Origin of the sequence: Blautia sp. Marseille-P3087 (genome assembly GCF_900120195.1) — a bacterium.
Classification (GTDB): Bacteria; Bacillota; Clostridia; order Lachnospirales; family Lachnospiraceae; genus Blautia_A.
This window is the reverse complement of record NZ_LT635539.1, coordinates 1,493,941-1,514,329: the sequence shown is the minus strand read 5'-3', so window position 1 is coordinate 1,514,329 and position 20,389 is coordinate 1,493,941. Positions and strand designations below refer to the sequence as shown.

Below are 20,389 nucleotides of genomic sequence, written 5' to 3'. Positions count from 1 at the left end.
ATACCAAATGAAAGAAAAAAGATGAAACCAGACGAAATATAAAAATTGCTCAGAAATCCGCAAACCATTGATTTTAAAGGCTTTTTGGCACTTGACGAAACATGATAAAACACAGCCTTGCTTTATCACTTTAAATCGTGTATAATAAACCACATGTAGAGGCGAGAGGAAATCGCCCAATTTTTACACGCGGAAAGGAAAATGGATTATGTCAAAACATATCACAGGACACACCGGATTATTGTGTTTACTTGGAAGCCCGGTTGCACACAGCGTTTCCCCGGAAATGCACAACGAAGCATGCGATCAGCTCGGGCTGGATTATACATATCTTGCATTTGACGTACCGGAGGATAAAATGCCGGAAGCTGTTCAGGGACTTCGCACAATGGGAGCCAGAGGCTGGAACATTACCATGCCGGGCAAGAACATCATGTGCAAACTTGCTGACAAAGTATCTCCTGCATCCGAGATCTCCGGAGCATGTAATACGATCGTCAACGACAATGGTGTACTGACAGCTTATACGACAGACGGCGTTGGATTTATGAGAGCGGTTGCCGAAAATGGTGTCGACATCATCGGTAAAAAGATGACACTTCTCGGTGCCGGCGGAGCTGCAACAGCAATTCTTGTACAGGCTGCACTGGATGGCGTGGCTGAGATCAACGTATTCAACGTAAGAGACAATTTCTTCAGCAGAGCAGAAGAAATCGTTGCCAAATTGAATGAACGGACAGAGTGCAAAGTTACTCTGCATGATTACGATGATCCGGAAATCCTCCGTGCATCCATCGCAGAGAGTGCGATCCTTGTAAACGGTACTTCCGTAGGTATGGCGCCGAATGTGGACAGAACAATCATCACTGATACCAGCATGTTCCACAAAGATTTGTTTGTATTTGACGTAATCTATAATCCGCAGGAGACAAGACTTCTCCGTGAAGCAAAAGAAGCCGGCTGCAAGACCGGAAACGGTATGTACATGCTTCTGTATCAGGGAGCTGCTTCCTTCAAGCTCTGGACCGGAGAAGATATGCCGGTAGAGATCATCAAAGAGAAATATTTTTCATAAAAATTATAAGAATAGCAGGATATCTGTTCCATATGAGAGAAGAATCCTGCTGTTTTCTTATTTGAAGCATACGAATCTAAGCTATTGGTAATCTAATAGCTTTTGAAAATCTAATGTTGCCATTTTGAATCCGAAGAATAACCGGGTACGTTTTTTGCCATGCGCAGGTATCTTGTCCACATATTATGAAGTATTTTAAATAAAAAAGAAACCCCTTATCCCCTCATGAATGAGGGGGCAGGGGAGCTGAAGCACAGCCGCTCTGTGAAGAATTATTCTAAAATAATCAGAGTTCCATTAATCCCAGTCACTTTCTGCTTCTGCCAGTTTGCATTGCAGAGTCTTTTTGAGATCGGTAAAAGCTGGCAGGAAACTGTCGCGTATCAGCATGATCATTTCATCAATTTCAGCTTCGTTATATATATGGACAGATGTATTTCTTTTCTTTAACATTAATAGCCAGACAGACGAATCATTTATAAAGCCAACTTTATAAGCAAGCTGCAGAATCTCTCTTGGAGAACCGGTATCAGAGCCCTGTACACCATGTAGTCTCATAATTTCCTGCAGAGCTTTCCGTGCAAGTTCAAAAGATAAATTAAATTGGCCGATAATGCCTGTACGATAAATGTCATTAGTTTCGGCTAATTTAAAATCAGCGTTTTTCAGTATGGACAGACAATTTGAAAAATTATCAAGTTTTTTCATAGATTACGACACCGTCCTTTTTAATTTCTTTTTTCAGTTCATCTGAAATCTGAGAATCAGCCTGAATTATATCAAAAATCAAAAGAGAATTTATTTTTTCTTTAACATCCCAATAGAAATCTTCAAAATTTCCACCATATACAGCTATGTCAATATCACTTCTTTCGGTATTTGTTCCTCTTGCACGGGAACCGAACAGAATGATTTTTGTAATTGAATATTTACGGGCCAGTGCAGAGAGTTCCCGAAAAACTCTGTCCGGTAAATTATACTTCATTCAACTGCCTCCTGATGATATGACCTGTTTAAGAAAGTATATAAAATTTTATTCTATTTTTCAAGAGAAGATACATCAATCTCCCCGTCAAACACAGTAGTTGCCGGACCGGTCATGTATACGAGATTTTCCTGGCGGTTCCACAGAATCTGAAGATCGCCGCCAAGCAGTTTTACGGTAACCGGCTTGTCTTCATCTACCAGTCCGTTAAGGGTGGATGCAACAGCGACTGCACAGGCACCTGTACCACAGGCAAGTGTCTCGCCGGAACCGCGTTCCCAGACACGCATCTGGAGTGTATGGCGGTCAATGACTTTTACAAACTCGGTATTGATACGATCCGGGAAATTAATGTGATTTTCGAATTTCGGACCGAGTTTTTCGATGTCAAGGTTTTTCAGCTCATCCATGTATACGATCGCATGTGGGTTTCCCATAGAGACAGCAGTGATATGGTAAGTTTCGCCATCCACATGCAGAGGTTCATTGATTACCTGTTCTTTGGTAGAAACAACAGGAATCTGTCTGGAAGTCAGAATCGGTGCGCCCATATTGACTTTTACGAGGGCAACCTTACCATCTTTGCCGAGAGTAAGATCAAGATATTTGATTCCGCTTTTTGTGGCAACGGAAATACTTGTCTTATTGACAATGCCGTAGTCGTAGGCATATTTTGCGACACAGCGGATGCCGTTTCCGCACATGGCGCCCTGAGAACCGTCCAGATTATACATATCCATTTCGCAGTCTGCGATGTCGGATGGTTTGATCAGGATCAGGCCGTCTGAACCGATACCGAAATGACGGTCACTGACAAATTTTGCGACAGCAGACGGATTGGAGACGGTCTCCTCAAAACAGTTTACATATACGTAATCGTTGCCGATACCATGCATTTTTGTAAATTTCATAAAATAAATCCTCCTATTTAAATTAATATTCTCCCTGATATAATACTTCCCTTTTTTCTTACGAGTTTCCAGTATAACCCCAAAATGTTATGTCTTTGTGAAACCAAGTTAAAATTTTCCCGGTCATTTTAGAAACGGAATATAAACAAACCTTAAACAAGTTTCTGCATCTCCGGGAATGGTCCGAGACTCCTTTTCAGAATTCCGGTCACCTGCGCGATCAAAAGACCATAGTTTGTGATCGGCACACCCTGATCGTGGCAGCAGGCAATGCGATATTTCATTTCGCGTTCATTCAGCATACAGCCACCGCAGTGAACAACCATTTTATAGGAAGAAACATCGTCAGGAAATTCCGTGCCGGAAGTAAATTCAAATACAGGTTTCTTTCCTGTATAGTTCCGAATCCAGTTCGGAATCTTGCAGGTTCCGATGTCTCCGCACTGGCGATGGTGTGTACAGCCCTCTGCAATCAGAATGCGGTCGTTGTCCTGAATGGAAGAAAGTGCGGCAACACCTTCAAGCTGTGTTTCCAGTTCGCCTTTGTATCTTGAAAAAAGAATCGAAAACGAAGTTAAAGTGATATTTTCCGGTACATCCTTTGAAACACGGGCAAAAGCCTGACTGTCTGTAACGACCAGCTTCGGACAGACACCCTGCGCCAGAAAATGATCCAGAGTACTTTTTAACTCGGTATCCCGCACAACGAGCGACAGCGCTCCCCGTTCCAGAATATCGCGGATCGTCTGCTGCTGCGGTAGGATCAGACGGCCTTTTGGTGCGGCTTTGTCGATTGGGACAACAAGAATGACGAGATCCAGTGGCTCAATCAGATCCTGAAGAAGCGGATATTTATGCGTGCCCTCAGGTTTCAGCGTGGCGATTTTTTCTTTTAATTCCTGAATATTCATGCCATCTGCGGCACTGACCAGAACTTCACCTGGCCGGACGGACATGGCAAGATCTTTGATTTCTTCGCCGGAAAGCAGGTCAATTTTATTATATACGACAAGATATGGAATTCCTTTTTTGTGAAAGCGGTGGATCAGAGCAAGCTCTTCTTCACCTTTACCGGTCGTACTGTCGACAACCAGAATCGCAATGTCGGTTTTATTCAGTACCTGATAGCTTTTGCGGACGCGAAGTGCACCAAGTTCTCCCTCATCGTCAATCCCGGGAGTGTCAATGATCATGACAGGGCCAAGCGGCAGAAGTTCCATGGTCTTATATACGGGATCAGTTGTTGTACCCCGGACAGACGAAACGATGGCGAGATCCTGCCCGGTCACGGCATTGATGACGCTTGATTTTCCGGCATTTCTTTTTCCGAAAAAACTGATATGTACCCGTTCGGATGCGGGTGTCTGATTCATTCCCATAGAGCAGTCCCCCTTATATCTGTCAATATAGTGACAGCCAAAATTCCAGAACAACAGAAATTTAACACAATAAAATATGAAAGAATATTTCTTATTATATAAGACTTTGGGCGTTTTAACAAGGTAAAAAGGGAATGCATAAAAAAATTTGTATACTTATAAAAGAAAGTAGTGCTTGTAATTTTGAAATAGTATGATACAATAAGAAAAATGAAAAGAAATTATGCATTTTCATGCATAAATATTCTCAGTGAAAATCGAGGAGGAAGAGAAGATGAACTTAAAGAAAATTACAGCAATTATGATTGGTGCAGTTATGGCTGTTTCTATGGCAGTTCCGGCAATGGCTGATGATAAGGTAGAGACTGTTACAGATGGTAAGCTTACAGTTGCAACAAGCCCGGACTTCGCACCATATGAATTTTATTCAATCGATGAAGATGGCAACCCGACACTTTCCGGATTTGATATGGATCTGGCTCAGTACATCGCAGACAAGATGGGACTGGAACTGGAAGTAGTTCCGATGGACTTCGACGGTGTATTAAGCGAGCTTTCACAGAAAAACGTTGACCTTGGCATGGCAGGTCTTTCACCGGACCCGGCTCGTGCAGATGCTATGGAGTTCTCAGATCTGTATTACAAGGGCGGACAGTCTTTCGTAACAGTAAAAGACAAAGCTGATCAGTTCAAGACTCTTGAAGATGCAAACAACAAAGATTACTCTATCGGAGCACAGACCGGTTCTATCCAGCTTGATCTTGCAAACGAAAATACTCCGGATGCAGATATCGTATCTCTGCCGAAGGTTACAGACCTTATCACAGAGCTTCTGACAGGTAAAATGGATGGCGCATTCATTGAGACAGCTGTAGCAGAAAGCTATCAGAAAAACTATCCGGATCTTGAGATCGTATGCGACGTACCATATGATACAGAAGGTTCTGCAATCGGTGTTTGTAAAGGAAATGAAGAACTTCTCAAAGCTGTAAACGAAGCAATCGCAGATGCTCTTGATGATGGTTCCATGGACAAATTCATCGCAGATGCAACAGAGCTTGCAGCAGGTCAGACATATGAAGGAACACTGGACGCAAACGGCGCAGTTCCGGAAGCAGACGACGCTGAATAATCCAGACCGATTTTGAGTCATATAAAGTGATACAGAGAGCCCGCCACTGGCTGCTTCTCTCGCATACTTTGGCATAAATAATGGATTCCTGCCCGTTTGGTGGCAGGAATCCATATTGTCGTTCCAAGGTAATATTTATATGGTGGATAAAAGTAACCTGTGACAGAGGATTATTGTTTATCTGTCCGTTATTTTCTGCTATAATACATAAGAATTAACGATATCATGAAAGGAGTTTTTATGGACAGTTTTATTAAATTATCCAATTTTGGCAAAATTGCCCCATATGCACAGTTATTCAGACAGGGCCTCCTTGTAACCGTATTGCTGTCAATGTTTACGGTTGCCATCGGTTTTGTACTTGCGCTGATCCTTGCGCTGATGCGTATGTCAAACATTCGTCCGTTCCGTGCCCTTGCGGTAGACCGTAATGGACATCTGAGAGAGGGAGGACCGCTGGTATGGCTGTCCAAATTCAATCCCCTTTCTTTTATAGCAACTGCTTACGTAGAAATACTTCGTTCCACCCCGGTACTGGTACAGATTTTTATTATCTACTACGGTGTGTTCGGAATGATCGATCTTCCGTCTTTCCAGATATTTGGATTTATTAAGTTCAACCGTTTTTTCCCGGGTGTTGTTGCACTTGGCATGAACTCCGGTGCATATCTCTGTGAGATCATGCGTGCCGGAATCCAGTCTATCGATCAGGGACAGACAGAAGCTGCACGTTCTCTGGGGCTTTCCCAGACTATGAACCTGCGCTATATCATTCTTCCGCAGGCACTCAAAAATATCCTTCCGGCAATCGCAAACGAATTCGTTGTTATCATCAAGGAATCTGCAATCACTTATACCATCGGTGTTCAGGATATCATGTCTGCCGTAAACGCAGTCAAGGGAGCAACCTTTATCATCATCGAGCCGCTGCTTGTTGCGACAGCAATTTATTTCTGTCTGTGCTTCCCGACCTCCAAACTGATTGCATATTTTGAAAGGAGAATGAGCCATGGCGACAAGCGATAGTCTGATTCAGGTAAGAAACCTTAAGAAACATTATCACAGAGGCGCGATCAAGGCTCTGGATGGTGTAACCGCAGATATTAATAAAGGTGATGTTATGGTAGTGATCGGACCTTCCGGATCCGGTAAATCTACTTTTCTCCGAAGTCTGAACCTCCTTGAAGAGCCGACAGACGGTGAGATCATTTTTAACGGCGTAGATATCACAAAGAAAAAATATGTCGATGCTTCCGGAAAGAAAGTAAAATTGGACATCGACAGCCTCCGTCAGAAGATGGGCATGGTTTTCCAGCATTTTAACCTGTTCCCACATATGACGATCCTGGATAATATGACACTTGCACCGATGAAAGTAAAGGGTGTTTCAAAAGAAGAAGCGGAGAAAAAAGCACTGGAGCTTCTGGACCGTGTCGGTCTTGCTGACCGTGCAAATGCATATCCGATCCAGCTTTCCGGTGGTCAGAAGCAGCGTGTGGCAATCGTAAGGGCCCTTGCGATGGAGCCTGACGTTATGCTGTTTGACGAACCGACTTCTGCTCTTGATCCGGAGATGGTCGGTGAAGTTCTGGATGTTATGAAAGAGCTTGCCAAAGAAGGCATGACCATGGTGGTTGTAACACATGAGATGGGATTCGCACGTGAGGTAGGAAACCGTGTGCTCTTTATGGCAGACGGTAAACTTCTTGTAGATGGAACACCGGAGGAAATTTTCGAAAATCCGACGAATCCGCGTCTGCAGGAATTTTTATCTAAGGTGCTGTAAAATAAAAAAGGTGACCGGAAAATTCTGGTTGCCTTTTTGAGTTTATACAACAGGAAGTCATAAAGTATGAAACGGACTTATCCGATTGGTTTTTAATCTACAGAAAGAAGGTACGATACTATGACAGCAGAAAAACAGTCTGCATTGCAGACAATTGAGGAAAAGCGCGATCTGATTACAGGAATCGCCGATAAAATCTGGGAATTTGCAGAGCTTTCCCTGCAGGAGTTCAAATCCGCAGCCGCTTACTGCGAAGCACTGGAAAAAGAGGGCTTTGAGGTAGAGCGTGGAACCTGTAATATCGAGACTGCATTTGCGGCATCCTACGGACATGGTCGTCCGTATATCGGCATTTTGGCAGAGTATGATGCACTTTCCGGACTTTCACAGGAAGCAGGGTTGCTTGAGCGTAAAGCGATCCAGAAAGGCGGAAATGGTCACGGATGCGGACACAATCTTCTGGGCGCCGGTGCGTTTGCGGCGGCACTTGGCGTCAAAGCATATCTGGAAAAAAATGAAATGGAAGGAACTGTGATTCTTTATGGATGCCCGGGTGAAGAGGGCGGCGCGGCAAAAGCGTTTATGGCGCGTGACGGTCTCTGGAAAAAGCTGGATGCAGCACTTACCTGGCATCCGGAAGATGTCAATGAGGTAGCAACCGGTTCTTCAAACTCCTGCATTCAGACGCAGTACAAGTTTACAGGAACGGCTTCTCACGCAGCCGGAGCGCCTGAGATGGGAAGGAGCGCCCTTGATGCAGTGGAGCTTATGAATATTGGGGTACAGTTCCTGAGAGAGCATATGAGCAGTAAGGCACGCATCCATTATGCAATCACAGATGCCGGCGGATGCAGTCCGAATGTTGTACAGCCAAAGGCGAGCGTTTTATATATGGTGCGTTCCAATCATGTGGCAGAAGCTGTGGAGCTTCAGAAACGTGTGGACAAGATTGCCGAAGGTGCGGCTCTTATGACAGAGACGACTTTTGAGAAAAAATTTATTGACGGTCTGGCAGACACGGTAAGTAACTTTGCGCTGGAGCGCGTTCTTTATAAAAACTTTGAGGAGCTTGGTGTCCCGCAGTATACCGAAGAAGAAAATAAATATGCGGATGCGCTGGCAGAAACTTATGATCACAGCGCAATTCCGGGAGTGGCAGCCGAAAACGATGAGGCGGCAAGAGAAGCGGTAGAAAAGATGCAGAAGGAGTATGGTCATGCAATGAATGCATTCCTTGCACCACTCTATCAGAAGGATGCGTTCAATGCAGGTTCTACCGATGTTGGTGATGTAAGCTGGCTGACACCAACGGCACAGATCCATGTGGCTGCATGGCCGAACGGATGCCCGGGACACAGCTGGCAGAATGTTTCCTGTGACTGCACCGAGATTGGACACAAAGCAGTAATCCATGCGGGTAAGGTGATTGCAGCAACTGCAATCGATCTGTTTGAAGATCACAATCTTCTGGATGAAGCAAGAGCAGAGTTTGAAAAACGTACAAAATCCGGATTCGTATGCCCGATTCCGGCAGATGCCGTACCGGTAATTCCGGATTAAATCTGGATACAAAAAGGCCGATTTCCTGATGTATATGAATACACGGGAAACCGGCTTCTTTTATTATTCGGATGTGTCCTGCTTTTCGTGCAGGGCACTTAATTTTTTCATTTCTTTGTAGCAATATTTGATAATTTCTTTACGGGTGATGATTCCGATAAAGGATCCCTTGTCATCGACGACAGGAACATAGTTCTGATTGATGGCACGGTCCAGCAGGTCTTCCATATCTGCATCAGCATGTACCGGCTTATAAGTGGCACGTCGCGGAATCGCCATGATCGAAACATTTTCCATTTCTTTGAGATCAGTGCTGTTGATATTGAGGAGCTTGATTCCCCATAAGAGGTCTCCCTCGGAGATCGTTCCGGTGTACTTTCCTTCTTTATTCAGAATCGGGATACAGGAGAACTTGCGGTGCTCCATCTTTTCAACAGTCTGTCGCAGGGTCTCGTCTTCAAATATATAGGCTACGTCGCTTTTGGGTGTCAGAAAAAATAAAATATTCACAGTTGGTACCTCTGTCTTTCTTGTATGTTCACTGATAAATGTTCAGGTCAGTTGCTACTGATATGATAGTATGAAGGTACCAGTCTGTCAATAATTCAATTATTAAAATTTGGTGAATTTTTACTATAGAAGGACTGTTTTAAAGTCGGTCTTATGGCAAATTGTCGGCTTATGCCCTGATTACAGCAGATTTACTCCTGCTTCCGCAGCAGTCTTTGTGACTTCTTCCGGCCACAAGGATACATGAACTTCGCCGATGTGTGCTTTACGAAGGAAGAACATACAGATACGGGACTGTCCGATTCCGCCGCCGATAGTATATGGCAGTTCTTTATTCATGATTGCTTTCTGGAATGGAAGCTCTCTGCGGTCATCGCAGCCTGCCTCTGTAAGCTGGCGGTCGAGTGTTTTCTCGTCTACACGGATACCCATGGAAGAAAGTTCAAGAGCGATATCCAGTACCGGGTAGTAAACGAGAATGTCGCCGTTCAGTTCCCAGTCGTCATAGTCCGGGGCACGTCCGTCGTGGCGTTCACCATTGCTTAAGGTCTTACCTACCTGCATAAGGAAGACCGCACCTTTTTCTTTGACAATCTTGTATTCTCTTTCCTTCGGAGTGAGATCCGGATACATGTCAACCAGTTCCTGTGTGGAAACAAAAGCGATCTCTTTCGGAAGGATTTCCTCGATATAGTCATACTGTACAGCCATGTATTTCTCTGTTTTGCGAAGAACACTGTAGATAGAACGTACCGTGTTGATCAGAGTTTCCATAGTGCGTTCTTCTTTAGTAATAATCTTCTCCCAGTCCCACTGGTCAACGTATACAGAATGGATGTTGTCCAGATCTTCGTCACGGCGGATCGCGATCATATCTGTATAAAGTCCTTCACCATGAGCAAAACCATATTTCTTAAGTGCATAACGTTTCCATTTTGCAAGGGAATGCACGATCTCAGCGTTTTCGTCCTGACCTTTGATGTCGAAGCTTACCGGGCGCTCCACACCATTCAGATTGTCGTTCAGGCCGGATGACGGGGATACAAAAACCGGAGCAGAAACACGGAGAAGATTGAGCTTCTGAGCCAGAGTCTGCTGGAAAAAGTCTTTGACTGTTTTAATTGCAACCTGCGTATCATGCAGATTCAGATCTGAATGATAGCCGGCAGGAATTTTAATTTGTTCCATAATAGCCTCCTCAAATTTAATAGAAACATTATAGCAAGAAAAATATGGGATTGCAATTTTAACCTTGTAAGATTTATGGAAAAAGGCTACAATAATACATACAGCGATAAGATGAGGGGGTGTTGTCTATGAGATGTCCTTTATGTGACGGATCTGTTGTGAATGGAAGATGTAAAGACTGTGGTATGCCGTACCGTAACGATGAGATTTTATATCATTTGAATGAAAGCCGAAGAGATCATTACCAGCATGCGTCTGATAAGGCGCGTAAGATCATGCGCGAACAGCAGAGACCGCAGGACACACCGAAGAGAATGAACGGTGCTGCGAAGAGTGCGGCCGGCCGGACAACTGTATCCAGACAGGCAATTCAGGACCAGCAGAAAAAGATCCGTCAGGATGCAATGCAGAAGATGTCTGCGCCGCGAAATATTGCCGGAACGACGGAGAGATACACCAGAAAGCCGAAGAAACGTTCGAAATTTGTATGGGTATGGATACTTTTTATTCTTGTGATGTCACTTGCACCGGCATTTGGCGATTTTAAAGACATGATTCAGGATGTTGTGAACAGCCAGTCGGACAGTGGGAATACATATACAGATACCGAAGAGCTGGATACATATTTTTCTGCCGAGCAGGATGATGATGGATATATGTTTTATTCACTTGCAGCCGGGAATGGTCCGGTAACAGCAGGTGTGCAGATCGAAGCAGGAAGATACGGAATCTATACCATTGATGAGAAAGCAGTGGTTGTAGTTACTTCCAAAGACGGAACGAAAAAAGAGCGTTATCCGCTGAAAACAGGCGATGACACCTTGCTTGTGATGCTGGATGAGGGTGATACGATCGAGGTGCAGTCCGAAGATGATCCAAATGCAAGCATCTATCTGATGGAATGGGTAAACTGAAATAGTGTTTTAACTGATTCTTTTTTGGTAAGATTTCAGACAATAAAAACTGAAATTCACTCTTTTATTTCACATGATATTGTGCTATACTCTCATATGCAACACAATATATGGGGAGAAAGTAATGGGGAGCAAGAAACCTCATAAAAGCAGCAAACAGGAGAGACAAGGTATGATCTATGTAATCAAAAAAGATGGAACAAGAGAAGAATTTGATCCACAGAAAATAGTGAAAGCGGTAAACAAGTCAGCCGCACGAATTCTTTATACATTTTCTCAAGAGGAGAAGGATTTTATCTGCCGTTTTGCGCAGGAGCATGCAGATTCCCTCGGCAAAAACGAGATTGAGATCCAGGAAATGCACAATATCGTAGAAGGCGCTCTGGAGCGTGTAAACCCGGCAGTTGCCAAGAGTTATCGTGATTACCGCAATTACAAACTTGATTTCATCCATATGATGGATGATGTATATACCAAGAGTCAGGCAATCCGTTATATCGGTGACAAGAGCAATGCCAATACAGACAGTGCGCTTGTAGCTACAAAGCGAAGCCTGATCTTTAACGAACTGAATAAGGAACTTTACAGAAAATTCTTTATGAACCGCAATGAACTGCAGGCATGTAAGGACGGTTATATTTATATTCATGACCAGTCTGCACGTCTGGATACGATGAACTGTTGTCTGTTTGATGTGGGTGCAGTCCTGCGTGGCGGATTTGAGATGGGAAATGTCTGGTACAACGAACCAAAGACTCTGGATACCGCATTTGATGTTATGGGAGATATCATCTTAAGTACAGCGGCACAGCAGTATGGTGGATTTACTGTACCGGAAGTGGATAAGATCCTCGGACCTTATGCGCAGAAGAGCTATGACAAATATATCAGTGAATTTTTGAAATATGCTGATGAGAGCTGGAGCGGCAGAGAAGAAAAAGCAATCGAGTACGCACTGGATAAGGTGCGCAGAGACTTTGACCAGGGATGGCAGGGAATTGAGTACAAGCTTAATACCGTAGGTTCTTCCCGTGGAGACTATCCGTTTGTTACTGTGACACTCGGCCTCGGAACCGGTCAGTTCGAGAAGATGTGTAATATTTCTCTTCTTGAAGTGCACAAGGGCGGACAGGGCAAGAAAGGCCACAAGAAACCGGTACTGTTTCCGAAGATTGTTTTCCTCTATGATGAAAACCTTCACGGACCGGGCAAACCGTGTGAAGATATTTTTGAGGCCGGTGTAGACTGTTCTGCAAAGACCATGTATCCGGACTGGCTTTCTCTTACCGGTAAAGGCTATATCGCCAGCATGTACAAACAGTACGGCAAGGTGATCAGCCCTATGGGGTGTCGTGCTTTCTTAAGCCCATGGTATGAGCGGGGCGGCATGTATCCGGCAGATGATCAGGATAAGCCGGTATTTGTCGGACGTTTCAATATTGGTGCAGTCAGCCTTCATCTTCCGATGATCCTTGCAAAAGCAAGAGCGGAGAGCAGAGATTTTTATGAGGTGCTGGATTTCTATTTACAGATGATCCGTAACCTGCATATCCGTACGTATGAATACCTGGGTCAGATGCGTGCATCCACGAACCCACTGGCATACTGTGAGGGCGGTTTCTATGGCGGACATCTGAAACCGAACGAAAAGATCGGCAAACTTCTGAAACCGATGACAGCTTCCTTTGGTATCACCGCACTGAATGAGCTGCAGGAGCTTTATAATGGCAAATCTATCCGTGAGGACGGTCAGTTCGCGCTGGAAGTACTGAAATATATCAACGACAAGGTAAACCAGTTCAAGCAGGAGGATGGTTACCTCTATGCAATCTACGGCACACCGGCTGAGAGTCTCTGCGGTCTGCAGGTTGAGCAGTTCCGCAAGATGTACGGAATCGTAGAAGGCGTATCCGACAGACCGTATGTGAGCAACAGTTTCCACTGCCATGTAACAGAGGATGTGACTCCAATCGAGAAACAGGATCTGGAAGGACGCTTCTGGGAACTCTGTAATGGTGGTAAGATCCAGTATGTACGTTATCCGATCGGCTACAATAAAGAAGCCATCCGGACACTGATCCGCAGAGCAATGGACCTCGGATATTATGAGGGAGTCAATCTTTCTCTGGCATATTGTGACGACTGCGGTCATCAGGAACTTGAGATGGACGTCTGCCCGGTATGCGGCTCCCGCAACCTGACCAAGATCGATCGTATGAACGGTTATCTTTCCTACAGCCGTGTGCATGGTGATACACGACTGAATGAGGCAAAGATGGCAGAGATCGCCGAAAGAAAATCGATGTAAATATAGAAGTAATGAGAGAATCTGGCAAGAGATGTCGGATTCTCTTTTTTGTGTTCGGATTTTTCCTGGACTGCGAGATTTTCTTGCGTTGGGAACTTTTTGTGTTATGAAGCAGGAGAAATTATGATATAATTTCTTTGTCGAAAAATGTAAATTAATGTCTGGTATTAATTTATACGAAAAGGAATTATTTTTTTATAAATGGTACGAAAGAAAATATTACTTCTATATAAAATACGGGGAGATATTTATAATGGCGAATAGTGATGAGTTAATTACAAGCGTTGATAAAAATTCTAACGATACAGCAGCCCTTGTATGGTCTGTTGCAGATGATCTTGTAGGAGCATATAAACCGCATGAATATGGTCTTGTCATCCTGCCGATGACAGTAATCAAGCGTTTCCATGATTGTTTGCTACCAACACATCAGGCAGTTCTTGATACATATAAAAAAGTGGAAAAACTGGCTGTAAAAGATGGTTTTCTGCGTAAAGCGTCAGGTTATCAGTTTTATAATACAAGTCCGTTTACATTCAGGACATTGATTGCGGATCCGGAAAGTATCGTAGATAATTTCAAGGCGTATCTGAATGGATTTTCCGAGAATGTACAGGATATTCTTGCACGTATGGATTTTGATGCTCAGATTAAGCACATGGAAGAAGCTGGCCTTCTGTATCAGGTAATCTCTGATTTTTGTACAGATAAGGGTGATTTTTCACCTGAGAAAATCAGTGCGGTTGATATGGGATATGTGTTTGAAAACCTTGTTCGTAGATTTTCTGAATCATATAACGAAGAAGCCGGAGCACATTTCACAAGCCGTGACATCATCTATCTGATGAGTGACCTTCTTGTGGCTGGTGATGAATCAGCATTTACAGGAGACGGTATCTCAAAGACAGTTTATGATATGACCATGGGAACATCTCAGATGCTTACCTGTATGGAAGAAAGATTGAAACAGATGGATGCGGATGCAGACGTTACTGTATTCGGTCAGGAGTTCAATCCATTTACATTCGGTATTGCAAAGGCTGATATGCTTATCCGTGGCGGTGACCCTAACAATATGCAGTTCGGTGATACTTTGTCTGATGACAAGTTCAGCGGATATAAGTTTGACTATATTATCAGCAATCCACCTTTTGGTATTCCGTGGAAACGTGAGGAAAAAGAGGTTACAGCGGAATTTAAGAAAGGCATAGCCGGAAGATTTGCACCGGGACTGCCGGCAAAAGGTGATGGACAGCTTCTGTTCATGCTGAACGGTCTTGCGAAGCTGAAAGATGATGGTCAGATGGCAATTATCCAGAACGGTTCGTCTTTATTCAACGGTGACGCTGGTTCCGGTCCTTCTGAGATTCGTAGATATTTAATCGAGAATGACTGGCTGGATGCGATTGTACAGCTGCCAAACAATGCTTTTTACAATACAGGCATTGCAACATATATCTGGATTGTAATGAAGAATAAGCCTGTGACACATCAGGGCAAAGTACAGCTGATTGATGCATCTGCTTGTTGTTCAGCAAGACGTAAGAATATCGGTTCAAAGAACGTAGACATTACAAAGGCTTGCCGTGATTTGATTATTGAAGCGTATGGTGCTTATGTAGATGGTACATACAATGGTGTGGATGAAAACGACAATGCAATCATTGTAAAGAGTAAGGTCATGGATGCCATTGACCTTGGCTATAATAAGATTGTAGTGGAAACACCTCAGCTGGATGAAGATGGCAATGTTGTCATGAAGAAAAAGAAGCCTGTAGCTGATACATCAAAGCGTGATACAGAGAATGTACCACTTGCAGAAGACATTGATGCTTACTTTGAACGTGAAGTCATTCCGTATAATCCGCAGGCTTGGATTGATAAAGCCAAAACAAAAGTAGGATATGAAATCCCGTTCACCAGAACATTTTATGAATATAAGCAGATTGAACCATCAGATGTGATTGCAGCACGTATTGAAGAACATGAAAAGAGCTTGATGGCGAAATTGCATGATTTGTTCGGGGGTGAATGATTATGGCAATGATTAGACCTGAAACAGAAATGAAAGATACAGGTATTGAGTGGATTGGTAATATTCCAAGTTCGTGGGTTTGTTGCAAACAGAAATATGTGATTTCTTTGATAAACGGGAGAGCATTTAAAGATACTGAATTTGAAGAAGATGGTAAATACAGAATATTGCGTGTTGGAAATTTTTTTTCTAATCCTAAATGGTATTCATCAAATCTCGAATTAGAAGATGATAAATATTGTTATAATGGCGATTTGCTATATGCATGGTCAATGTCATATGGTCCATATATTTGGAACGGCGAAAAAGTAATATATCATTATCATATATGGAAAGCTAAATTGTTAAATAATTTAAGCAAAAGATTTGCGTACTATTATTTAATAGCATTATCGGATTCGATTAAGTCGGATGTACACGAAACAACTATGAGTTTTATTACAATGAAGAGTATGAATAATTCTTATATAGCATTTCCGGAAGATATATTTGAACAGCAAGCCATTGCCGATTATTTGGACGAAACTTGTTCCAAAATTGATGAAATCATTGCAGAAGCAAAGGCAAGTATTGATGAACATAAGGAACTGAAACAGTCTGTGATTTTTGAAGCAGTGACAAAAGGTCTTGATAAGAATGTTGAGATGAAAGATTCGGGTGTTGAGTGGATTGGTGAAATTCCTGTTGATTGGAACATTGCTAAGATTAATCGTGTCGCTTGGACAACAAGCGGAGCTACTCCTTTGAGAAGTAAAGAAACAGAATATTATGACAATGCAGTAATAAGATGGGTTAGAACATTAGATTTGAATAATGGTCATGTAACTGATAGTTCTGAAAAAATAACAGAAACAGCATTAAAAAATTCAAGTTGTTCTATTATGCCAGTTAAGACTGTATGTGTGGCTATGTACGGTGGTTCAGGAACTATTGGAAAGTCAGGTATTTTAGAGGTTGAATGCGCAACTAATCAGGCAATTTGTTCAATCGTTTCTGATAAAAAAGTGCTTAATCCTGATTATTTACATTATGTAATAATGGCTGTGCGAAAATACTGGATGAAATATGCTGTTGGAACAAGGAAAGACCCTAATATAAATCAACAAATTATTGCACAAATGCGTATTCCTATTCCGCAGTTGTCAAAACAAGATATTATTGTAAATCATTTAGATAAGGTGACTGATAAATGTGATTCCCTCATTGCTGAAAAAGAATCTCTTATCAATGACCTTGAAGCATACAAGAAATCACTGATTTACGAAGTGGTAACAGGAAAGAGAAGGGTGGTATAAGCTATGGCTGAAGATGAAAAACAGTTTGAATCCAATATCGAAGCCTTTCTTATCTCACCTGCTGGTGGATATGAAAAGGCAACAGATGCTGGATATACCTCATCTTCTGGTATGGCGTTGGATATTCATACATTGGTTGGGTTTGTGAAAGCAACCCAGCCTACCCAGTGGCAGCGTTTTGAAAAGCAGTGCAACTCTGACCCATACAAGAAGTTTTATAAATGTTTTGAAGATGCCGTACAGATGGATGGCTTGCTGTCTGTCATGCGACATGGATTTAAACATCGTGGAATGGATTTTAAGGTTTGCTATTTCAAGCCTGAATCCACTTTAAATGATGTTGCTGTAAAAAGATATGAGCAGAATGTGTGTCAGTGTATCAGACAGTGGCACTATTCAGAGCAGAACAACAATTCAGTTGATATGATGCTTGCAATCAACGGTATTCCAGTGGTTGCGATTGAATTAAAGAATCAGCTGACAGGTCAGACGGTAGACAATGCAAAATTGCAGTGGCAGTATGACCGTGACCAGAGGGAACCTGCATTTTGGCTGAATCATCGTATTCTGGCGTATTTTGCAGTAGATTTATATGAAGCGTGGATGACTACGGAACTGAAAGGTACAGATACATATTTCTTGCCATTCAATCAGGGTTCCAACGGTGCCGGAAATGACGGTGGTGCAGGTAATCCACAGGCAGAAGATGATAATTATGTGACATCTTATATCTGGGAAAACGTATTACAGAAGGACAGTTTGCCGGATATTATCCAGAAGTTCATCAGCTTTGAGGTGAAGACCGAAAAGAAAGATGGAAAGAATGTTACAAAGAAACGTCTGATTTTCCCTAGATTTCATCAGCTGGATGTAGTACGTAAGCTGATTGCTGATGTGCGTGAGAATGGTTCAGGGAACAATTATCTGATTCAGCACTCAGCTGGTTCAGGAAAATCAAACTCTATTGCATGGACAGCGTATCGTCTGGCATCCTTGCATAATGATGATAATGAGCCTGTATTTACATCTGTTGTTATCGTAACTGACAGACGTAATCTGGATGCACAGTTACAGGAAACAATCACAGGGTTCGACCATACACTCGGCAGTGTGTGTGCGATTGATGAAAAGAAATCCTCTAAGGATTTAAAGGACGCATTGAACGCCGGAAAGAGAATCATTGTAACAACATTACAGAAATTCCCAGTCATTTATGAAGAAGTGGATGATACAACAGATAAGCGATTTGCGATTATCGTAGATGAAGCACATTCTTCACAGACTGGTTCCTCTGCAATGAAATTGAAGGCTGCACTTGCGGATGTATCGGATGCTCTGAAAGAGTATGCAGAACTGGAAGGGAAAGCCGAAGATGAATTGTTGGATGACAATGACCGTCTGGTGCGTGAGATGATTGCTCATGGAAGACATAAGAATCTTTCATTCTTTGCGTTTACAGCAACACCAAAGGGTGCAACATTGGAGATGTTCGGTACAGAATGGAATGATGGTTCTTATCATCCATTCCATGTATATTCGATGCGTCAGGCAATTGAAGAAGGATTCATTCTGGATGTTCTTCAGAACTATACAACGTATAGAACGTGCTATCAGATTGCGAAGAACACAAAGGATAATCCTGATGTTCCGCAGTCAAAGGCATTGAAGACAATCAAGAAATACGAAGAGCTGCATCCGTATAACATTCAGCAGAAATCAGCGATTATTGTTGAAACATTCCGTAATGTAACGAAGCAGAAAATCAAGGGAAAAGGAAAGATGATGGTTGTAACATCATCGAGACTTGCTGCTGTTCGTTATTATCATGAGATTAAGAACTATTTGGAATTAAATGGTTATCATGATGTGGAAATCTTGGCTGCGTTCTCTGGTTCTATCAAAGACCCAGATGACCAGAAGGATGTTGAATGGACTGAAAGCAAGCTGAACGGTGTGAATGAATCACAGACAAAACAGGTATTTCATGATGAAGGAAATATTCTGATTGTGGCTGAGAAATATCAGACTGGATTTGATGAACCATTACTTCATACAATGATTGTCGATAAGAAATTGCGTGGTGTAAAAGCTGTTCAGACACTGAGCAGATTGAACCGTACACACCCAGATAAACAGGATACGTTCATCATTGATTTTGTGAATACAAAAGAAGATATTTTGAAAGCGTTCCAGCCGTTCTATCAGGAAACATCATTGGCTCAGGAAATCAATACTGACTTGATTTACAAGACACAAAAGATGTTGCGTGCTTTTAAAATCTATGATGATGCTGACATTGAAAAGGTAAATAAAATCTATTTCGATGAAGATAAACGTAAGGCGAATAAGATTCAGGCAGCGATAACAAATGCATTGTTACCGATTCAGCAGAAGTACAACGCACTGAATCAGGAGCAGAGATATCAGGTACGTAAACTCTGCAGGTCATTTGTGAAATGGTATGGATATATTACGCAGATCGTCCGTATGTTTGATAAACAGATGCATGATGAATATATCTTTTGTTCTTACCTTGCGAAGGTTTTGCCGGCTGATCCAACAATGCCGTTTGACCTTGGTGACAGAGTGAAACTTGAGTATTACAATCTTGAAAAAACTTATGAAGGTTCCATTGGTCTTGTGAAAGAAGAAAAGGGTGTTTATGAACCTGCCAAGTTGAAAAAGCCTGTAAAAATGACGGAAACCCTCAGTCCACTGGAGCAGGTCATTGAGAAAATCAACCAGCAGTATGTAGGAAACTTTACTGAAGGGGATAAGGTTGTAATTACTGCGTTGCACGAAAAATTGAAAAATAACAAAAAACTGAGGCGAGCTGCAAAAACAGATGGCCGCCAGATCTTTGCGAGGAACATTTTTCCGCAGCTGTTCGATGATGCGGCACAGGAAGCATATGTTGAAAGTACGGAAACATATACGAAGTTGTTTGAGGATGCAGGAAAATATCGCGCCATCATGAATGCACTGGCGCAGGCAATGTTTGATGAATTGAAAAATGAAGAAGTTACGGAGTAGATAAGAGGAGAGAATCTGGCAGGAAATGTCGGATTCTCTTTTTTCTTGTTTGTTATTGCGCGGGCTTGCTGAAATTTGTTGAACGATTCTATTTGCAATTCCTGTAAATGCCTGTTAAAGTATGAATAGAACATATAATTCTAAAATTCATTGAGAATTTCTCTCAGATTTCCAAACTGCAGAATCCGGAAAATAATAGGTACCTTGACATAAGAATAGAGTTTACAGAAAATGAAGAATCCACTATAATGATTACATAACAGTCAGAACTAATTGTT

The 20,389-nt window shown here is 42.5% G+C and carries 16 protein-coding genes; 10 read left to right on the top strand and 6 right to left on the bottom strand.

Features of this window, described 5'->3' with window-relative positions; translation table 11 throughout:
* Positions 1–208: 208 nt before the first annotated feature.
* Entirely contained in the window at positions 209–1,075 is an 867-nt protein-coding gene (gene aroE / locus BQ7344_RS07235) for a shikimate dehydrogenase (protein WP_072522039.1), read from the top strand.
* Between the two features lie 297 nt (positions 1,076–1,372).
* On the opposite strand, the gene BQ7344_RS07230 is transcribed toward aroE, so the two are convergent.
* The 4 genes from BQ7344_RS07230 to hydF all read right to left on the bottom strand — a co-directional run bounded on the left by BQ7344_RS07230 (position 1,373) and on the right by hydF (position 4,350).
* The gene (locus BQ7344_RS07230; RefSeq protein ID WP_072522038.1) at positions 1,373–1,783 is read right to left on the bottom strand and encodes an HI0074 family nucleotidyltransferase substrate-binding subunit; all 411 of its coding nucleotides are present in this window, start codon (positions 1,781–1,783) and stop codon (positions 1,373–1,375) included.
* Positions 1,770–2,060: a nucleotidyltransferase family protein gene (locus BQ7344_RS07225; protein ID WP_015541940.1), complete on the bottom strand. Its 291-nt coding sequence runs from the start codon at positions 2,058–2,060 to the stop codon at positions 1,770–1,772. The genes BQ7344_RS07230 and BQ7344_RS07225 overlap by 14 nt, the downstream gene beginning before the upstream one ends.
* Before the next feature lie 53 nt (positions 2,061–2,113).
* Positions 2,114–2,971: a diaminopimelate epimerase gene (gene dapF, locus BQ7344_RS07220; RefSeq protein WP_072522037.1), complete on the bottom strand. Its 858-nt coding sequence runs from the start codon at positions 2,969–2,971 to the stop codon at positions 2,114–2,116.
* Between the two features lie 152 nt (positions 2,972–3,123).
* A complete protein-coding gene (gene hydF / locus BQ7344_RS07215; RefSeq protein WP_072522036.1) occupies positions 3,124–4,350 on the bottom strand; it encodes a [FeFe] hydrogenase H-cluster maturation GTPase HydF in 1,227 nt (408 codons plus the stop codon).
* 274 nt (positions 4,351–4,624) lie between these two features.
* On the opposite strand from hydF, the gene BQ7344_RS07210 reads away from it, so the two are divergent.
* The 4 genes from BQ7344_RS07210 to BQ7344_RS07195 all read left to right on the top strand — a co-directional run bounded on the left by BQ7344_RS07210 (position 4,625) and on the right by BQ7344_RS07195 (position 8,828).
* A complete protein-coding gene (locus tag BQ7344_RS07210; protein ID WP_072522035.1) occupies positions 4,625–5,482 on the top strand; it encodes a transporter substrate-binding domain-containing protein in 858 nt (285 codons plus the stop codon).
* A 240-nt stretch (positions 5,483–5,722) separates the two neighbouring features.
* Positions 5,723–6,508, top strand: coding sequence for an amino acid ABC transporter permease (locus tag BQ7344_RS07205; RefSeq protein WP_072522034.1), 786 nt, complete (start codon positions 5,723–5,725; stop codon positions 6,506–6,508).
* On the top strand, positions 6,492–7,268 hold the full coding sequence (locus tag BQ7344_RS07200) for an amino acid ABC transporter ATP-binding protein (protein WP_072522033.1): 777 nt from the start codon (positions 6,492–6,494) through the stop codon (positions 7,266–7,268). Before BQ7344_RS07205 ends, BQ7344_RS07200 begins: the two co-directional genes overlap by 17 nt.
* A gap of 120 nt (positions 7,269–7,388) precedes the next feature.
* The gene (locus BQ7344_RS07195) at positions 7,389–8,828 is read left to right on the top strand and encodes a M20 family metallopeptidase (RefSeq protein ID WP_072522032.1); all 1,440 of its coding nucleotides are present in this window, start codon (positions 7,389–7,391) and stop codon (positions 8,826–8,828) included.
* A gap of 63 nt (positions 8,829–8,891) precedes the next feature.
* Here BQ7344_RS07195 and BQ7344_RS07190 read toward each other — a convergent pair whose 3' ends face one another.
* A complete protein-coding gene (locus BQ7344_RS07190; RefSeq protein WP_072522031.1) occupies positions 8,892–9,338 on the bottom strand; it encodes a CBS domain-containing protein in 447 nt (148 codons plus the stop codon).
* Positions 9,339–9,518: 180 nt separating this feature from the next.
* Positions 9,519–10,526 (bottom strand): aspartate--ammonia ligase, encoded by a 1,008-nt coding sequence (gene asnA / locus BQ7344_RS07185; RefSeq protein ID WP_072522030.1) that lies wholly within the window; start codon positions 10,524–10,526, stop codon positions 9,519–9,521.
* 128 nt (positions 10,527–10,654) lie between these two features.
* Between asnA and BQ7344_RS07180 the strand changes: the two genes are divergently transcribed.
* From BQ7344_RS07180 to BQ7344_RS07160, 5 genes are all read left to right on the top strand, one after another.
* Positions 10,655–11,440, top strand: coding sequence for a hypothetical protein (locus BQ7344_RS07180; RefSeq protein WP_072522029.1), 786 nt, complete (start codon positions 10,655–10,657; stop codon positions 11,438–11,440).
* Positions 11,441–11,612: 172 nt separating this feature from the next.
* Positions 11,613–13,748, top strand: coding sequence for an anaerobic ribonucleoside-triphosphate reductase (gene nrdD, locus BQ7344_RS07175; RefSeq protein ID WP_072522028.1), 2,136 nt, complete (start codon positions 11,613–11,615; stop codon positions 13,746–13,748).
* Positions 13,749–14,001: 253 nt separating this feature from the next.
* Positions 14,002–15,783, top strand: coding sequence for a type I restriction-modification system subunit M (locus BQ7344_RS07170; protein WP_072522027.1), 1,782 nt, complete (start codon positions 14,002–14,004; stop codon positions 15,781–15,783).
* 2 nt (positions 15,784–15,785) lie between these two features.
* Entirely contained in the window at positions 15,786–17,078 is a 1,293-nt protein-coding gene (locus tag BQ7344_RS07165) for a restriction endonuclease subunit S (protein WP_072522026.1), read from the top strand.
* A gap of 3 nt (positions 17,079–17,081) precedes the next feature.
* A complete protein-coding gene (locus BQ7344_RS07160) occupies positions 17,082–20,111 on the top strand; it encodes a type I restriction endonuclease subunit R (RefSeq protein WP_072522025.1) in 3,030 nt (1,009 codons plus the stop codon).
* Positions 20,112–20,389 lie beyond the last annotated feature (278 nt).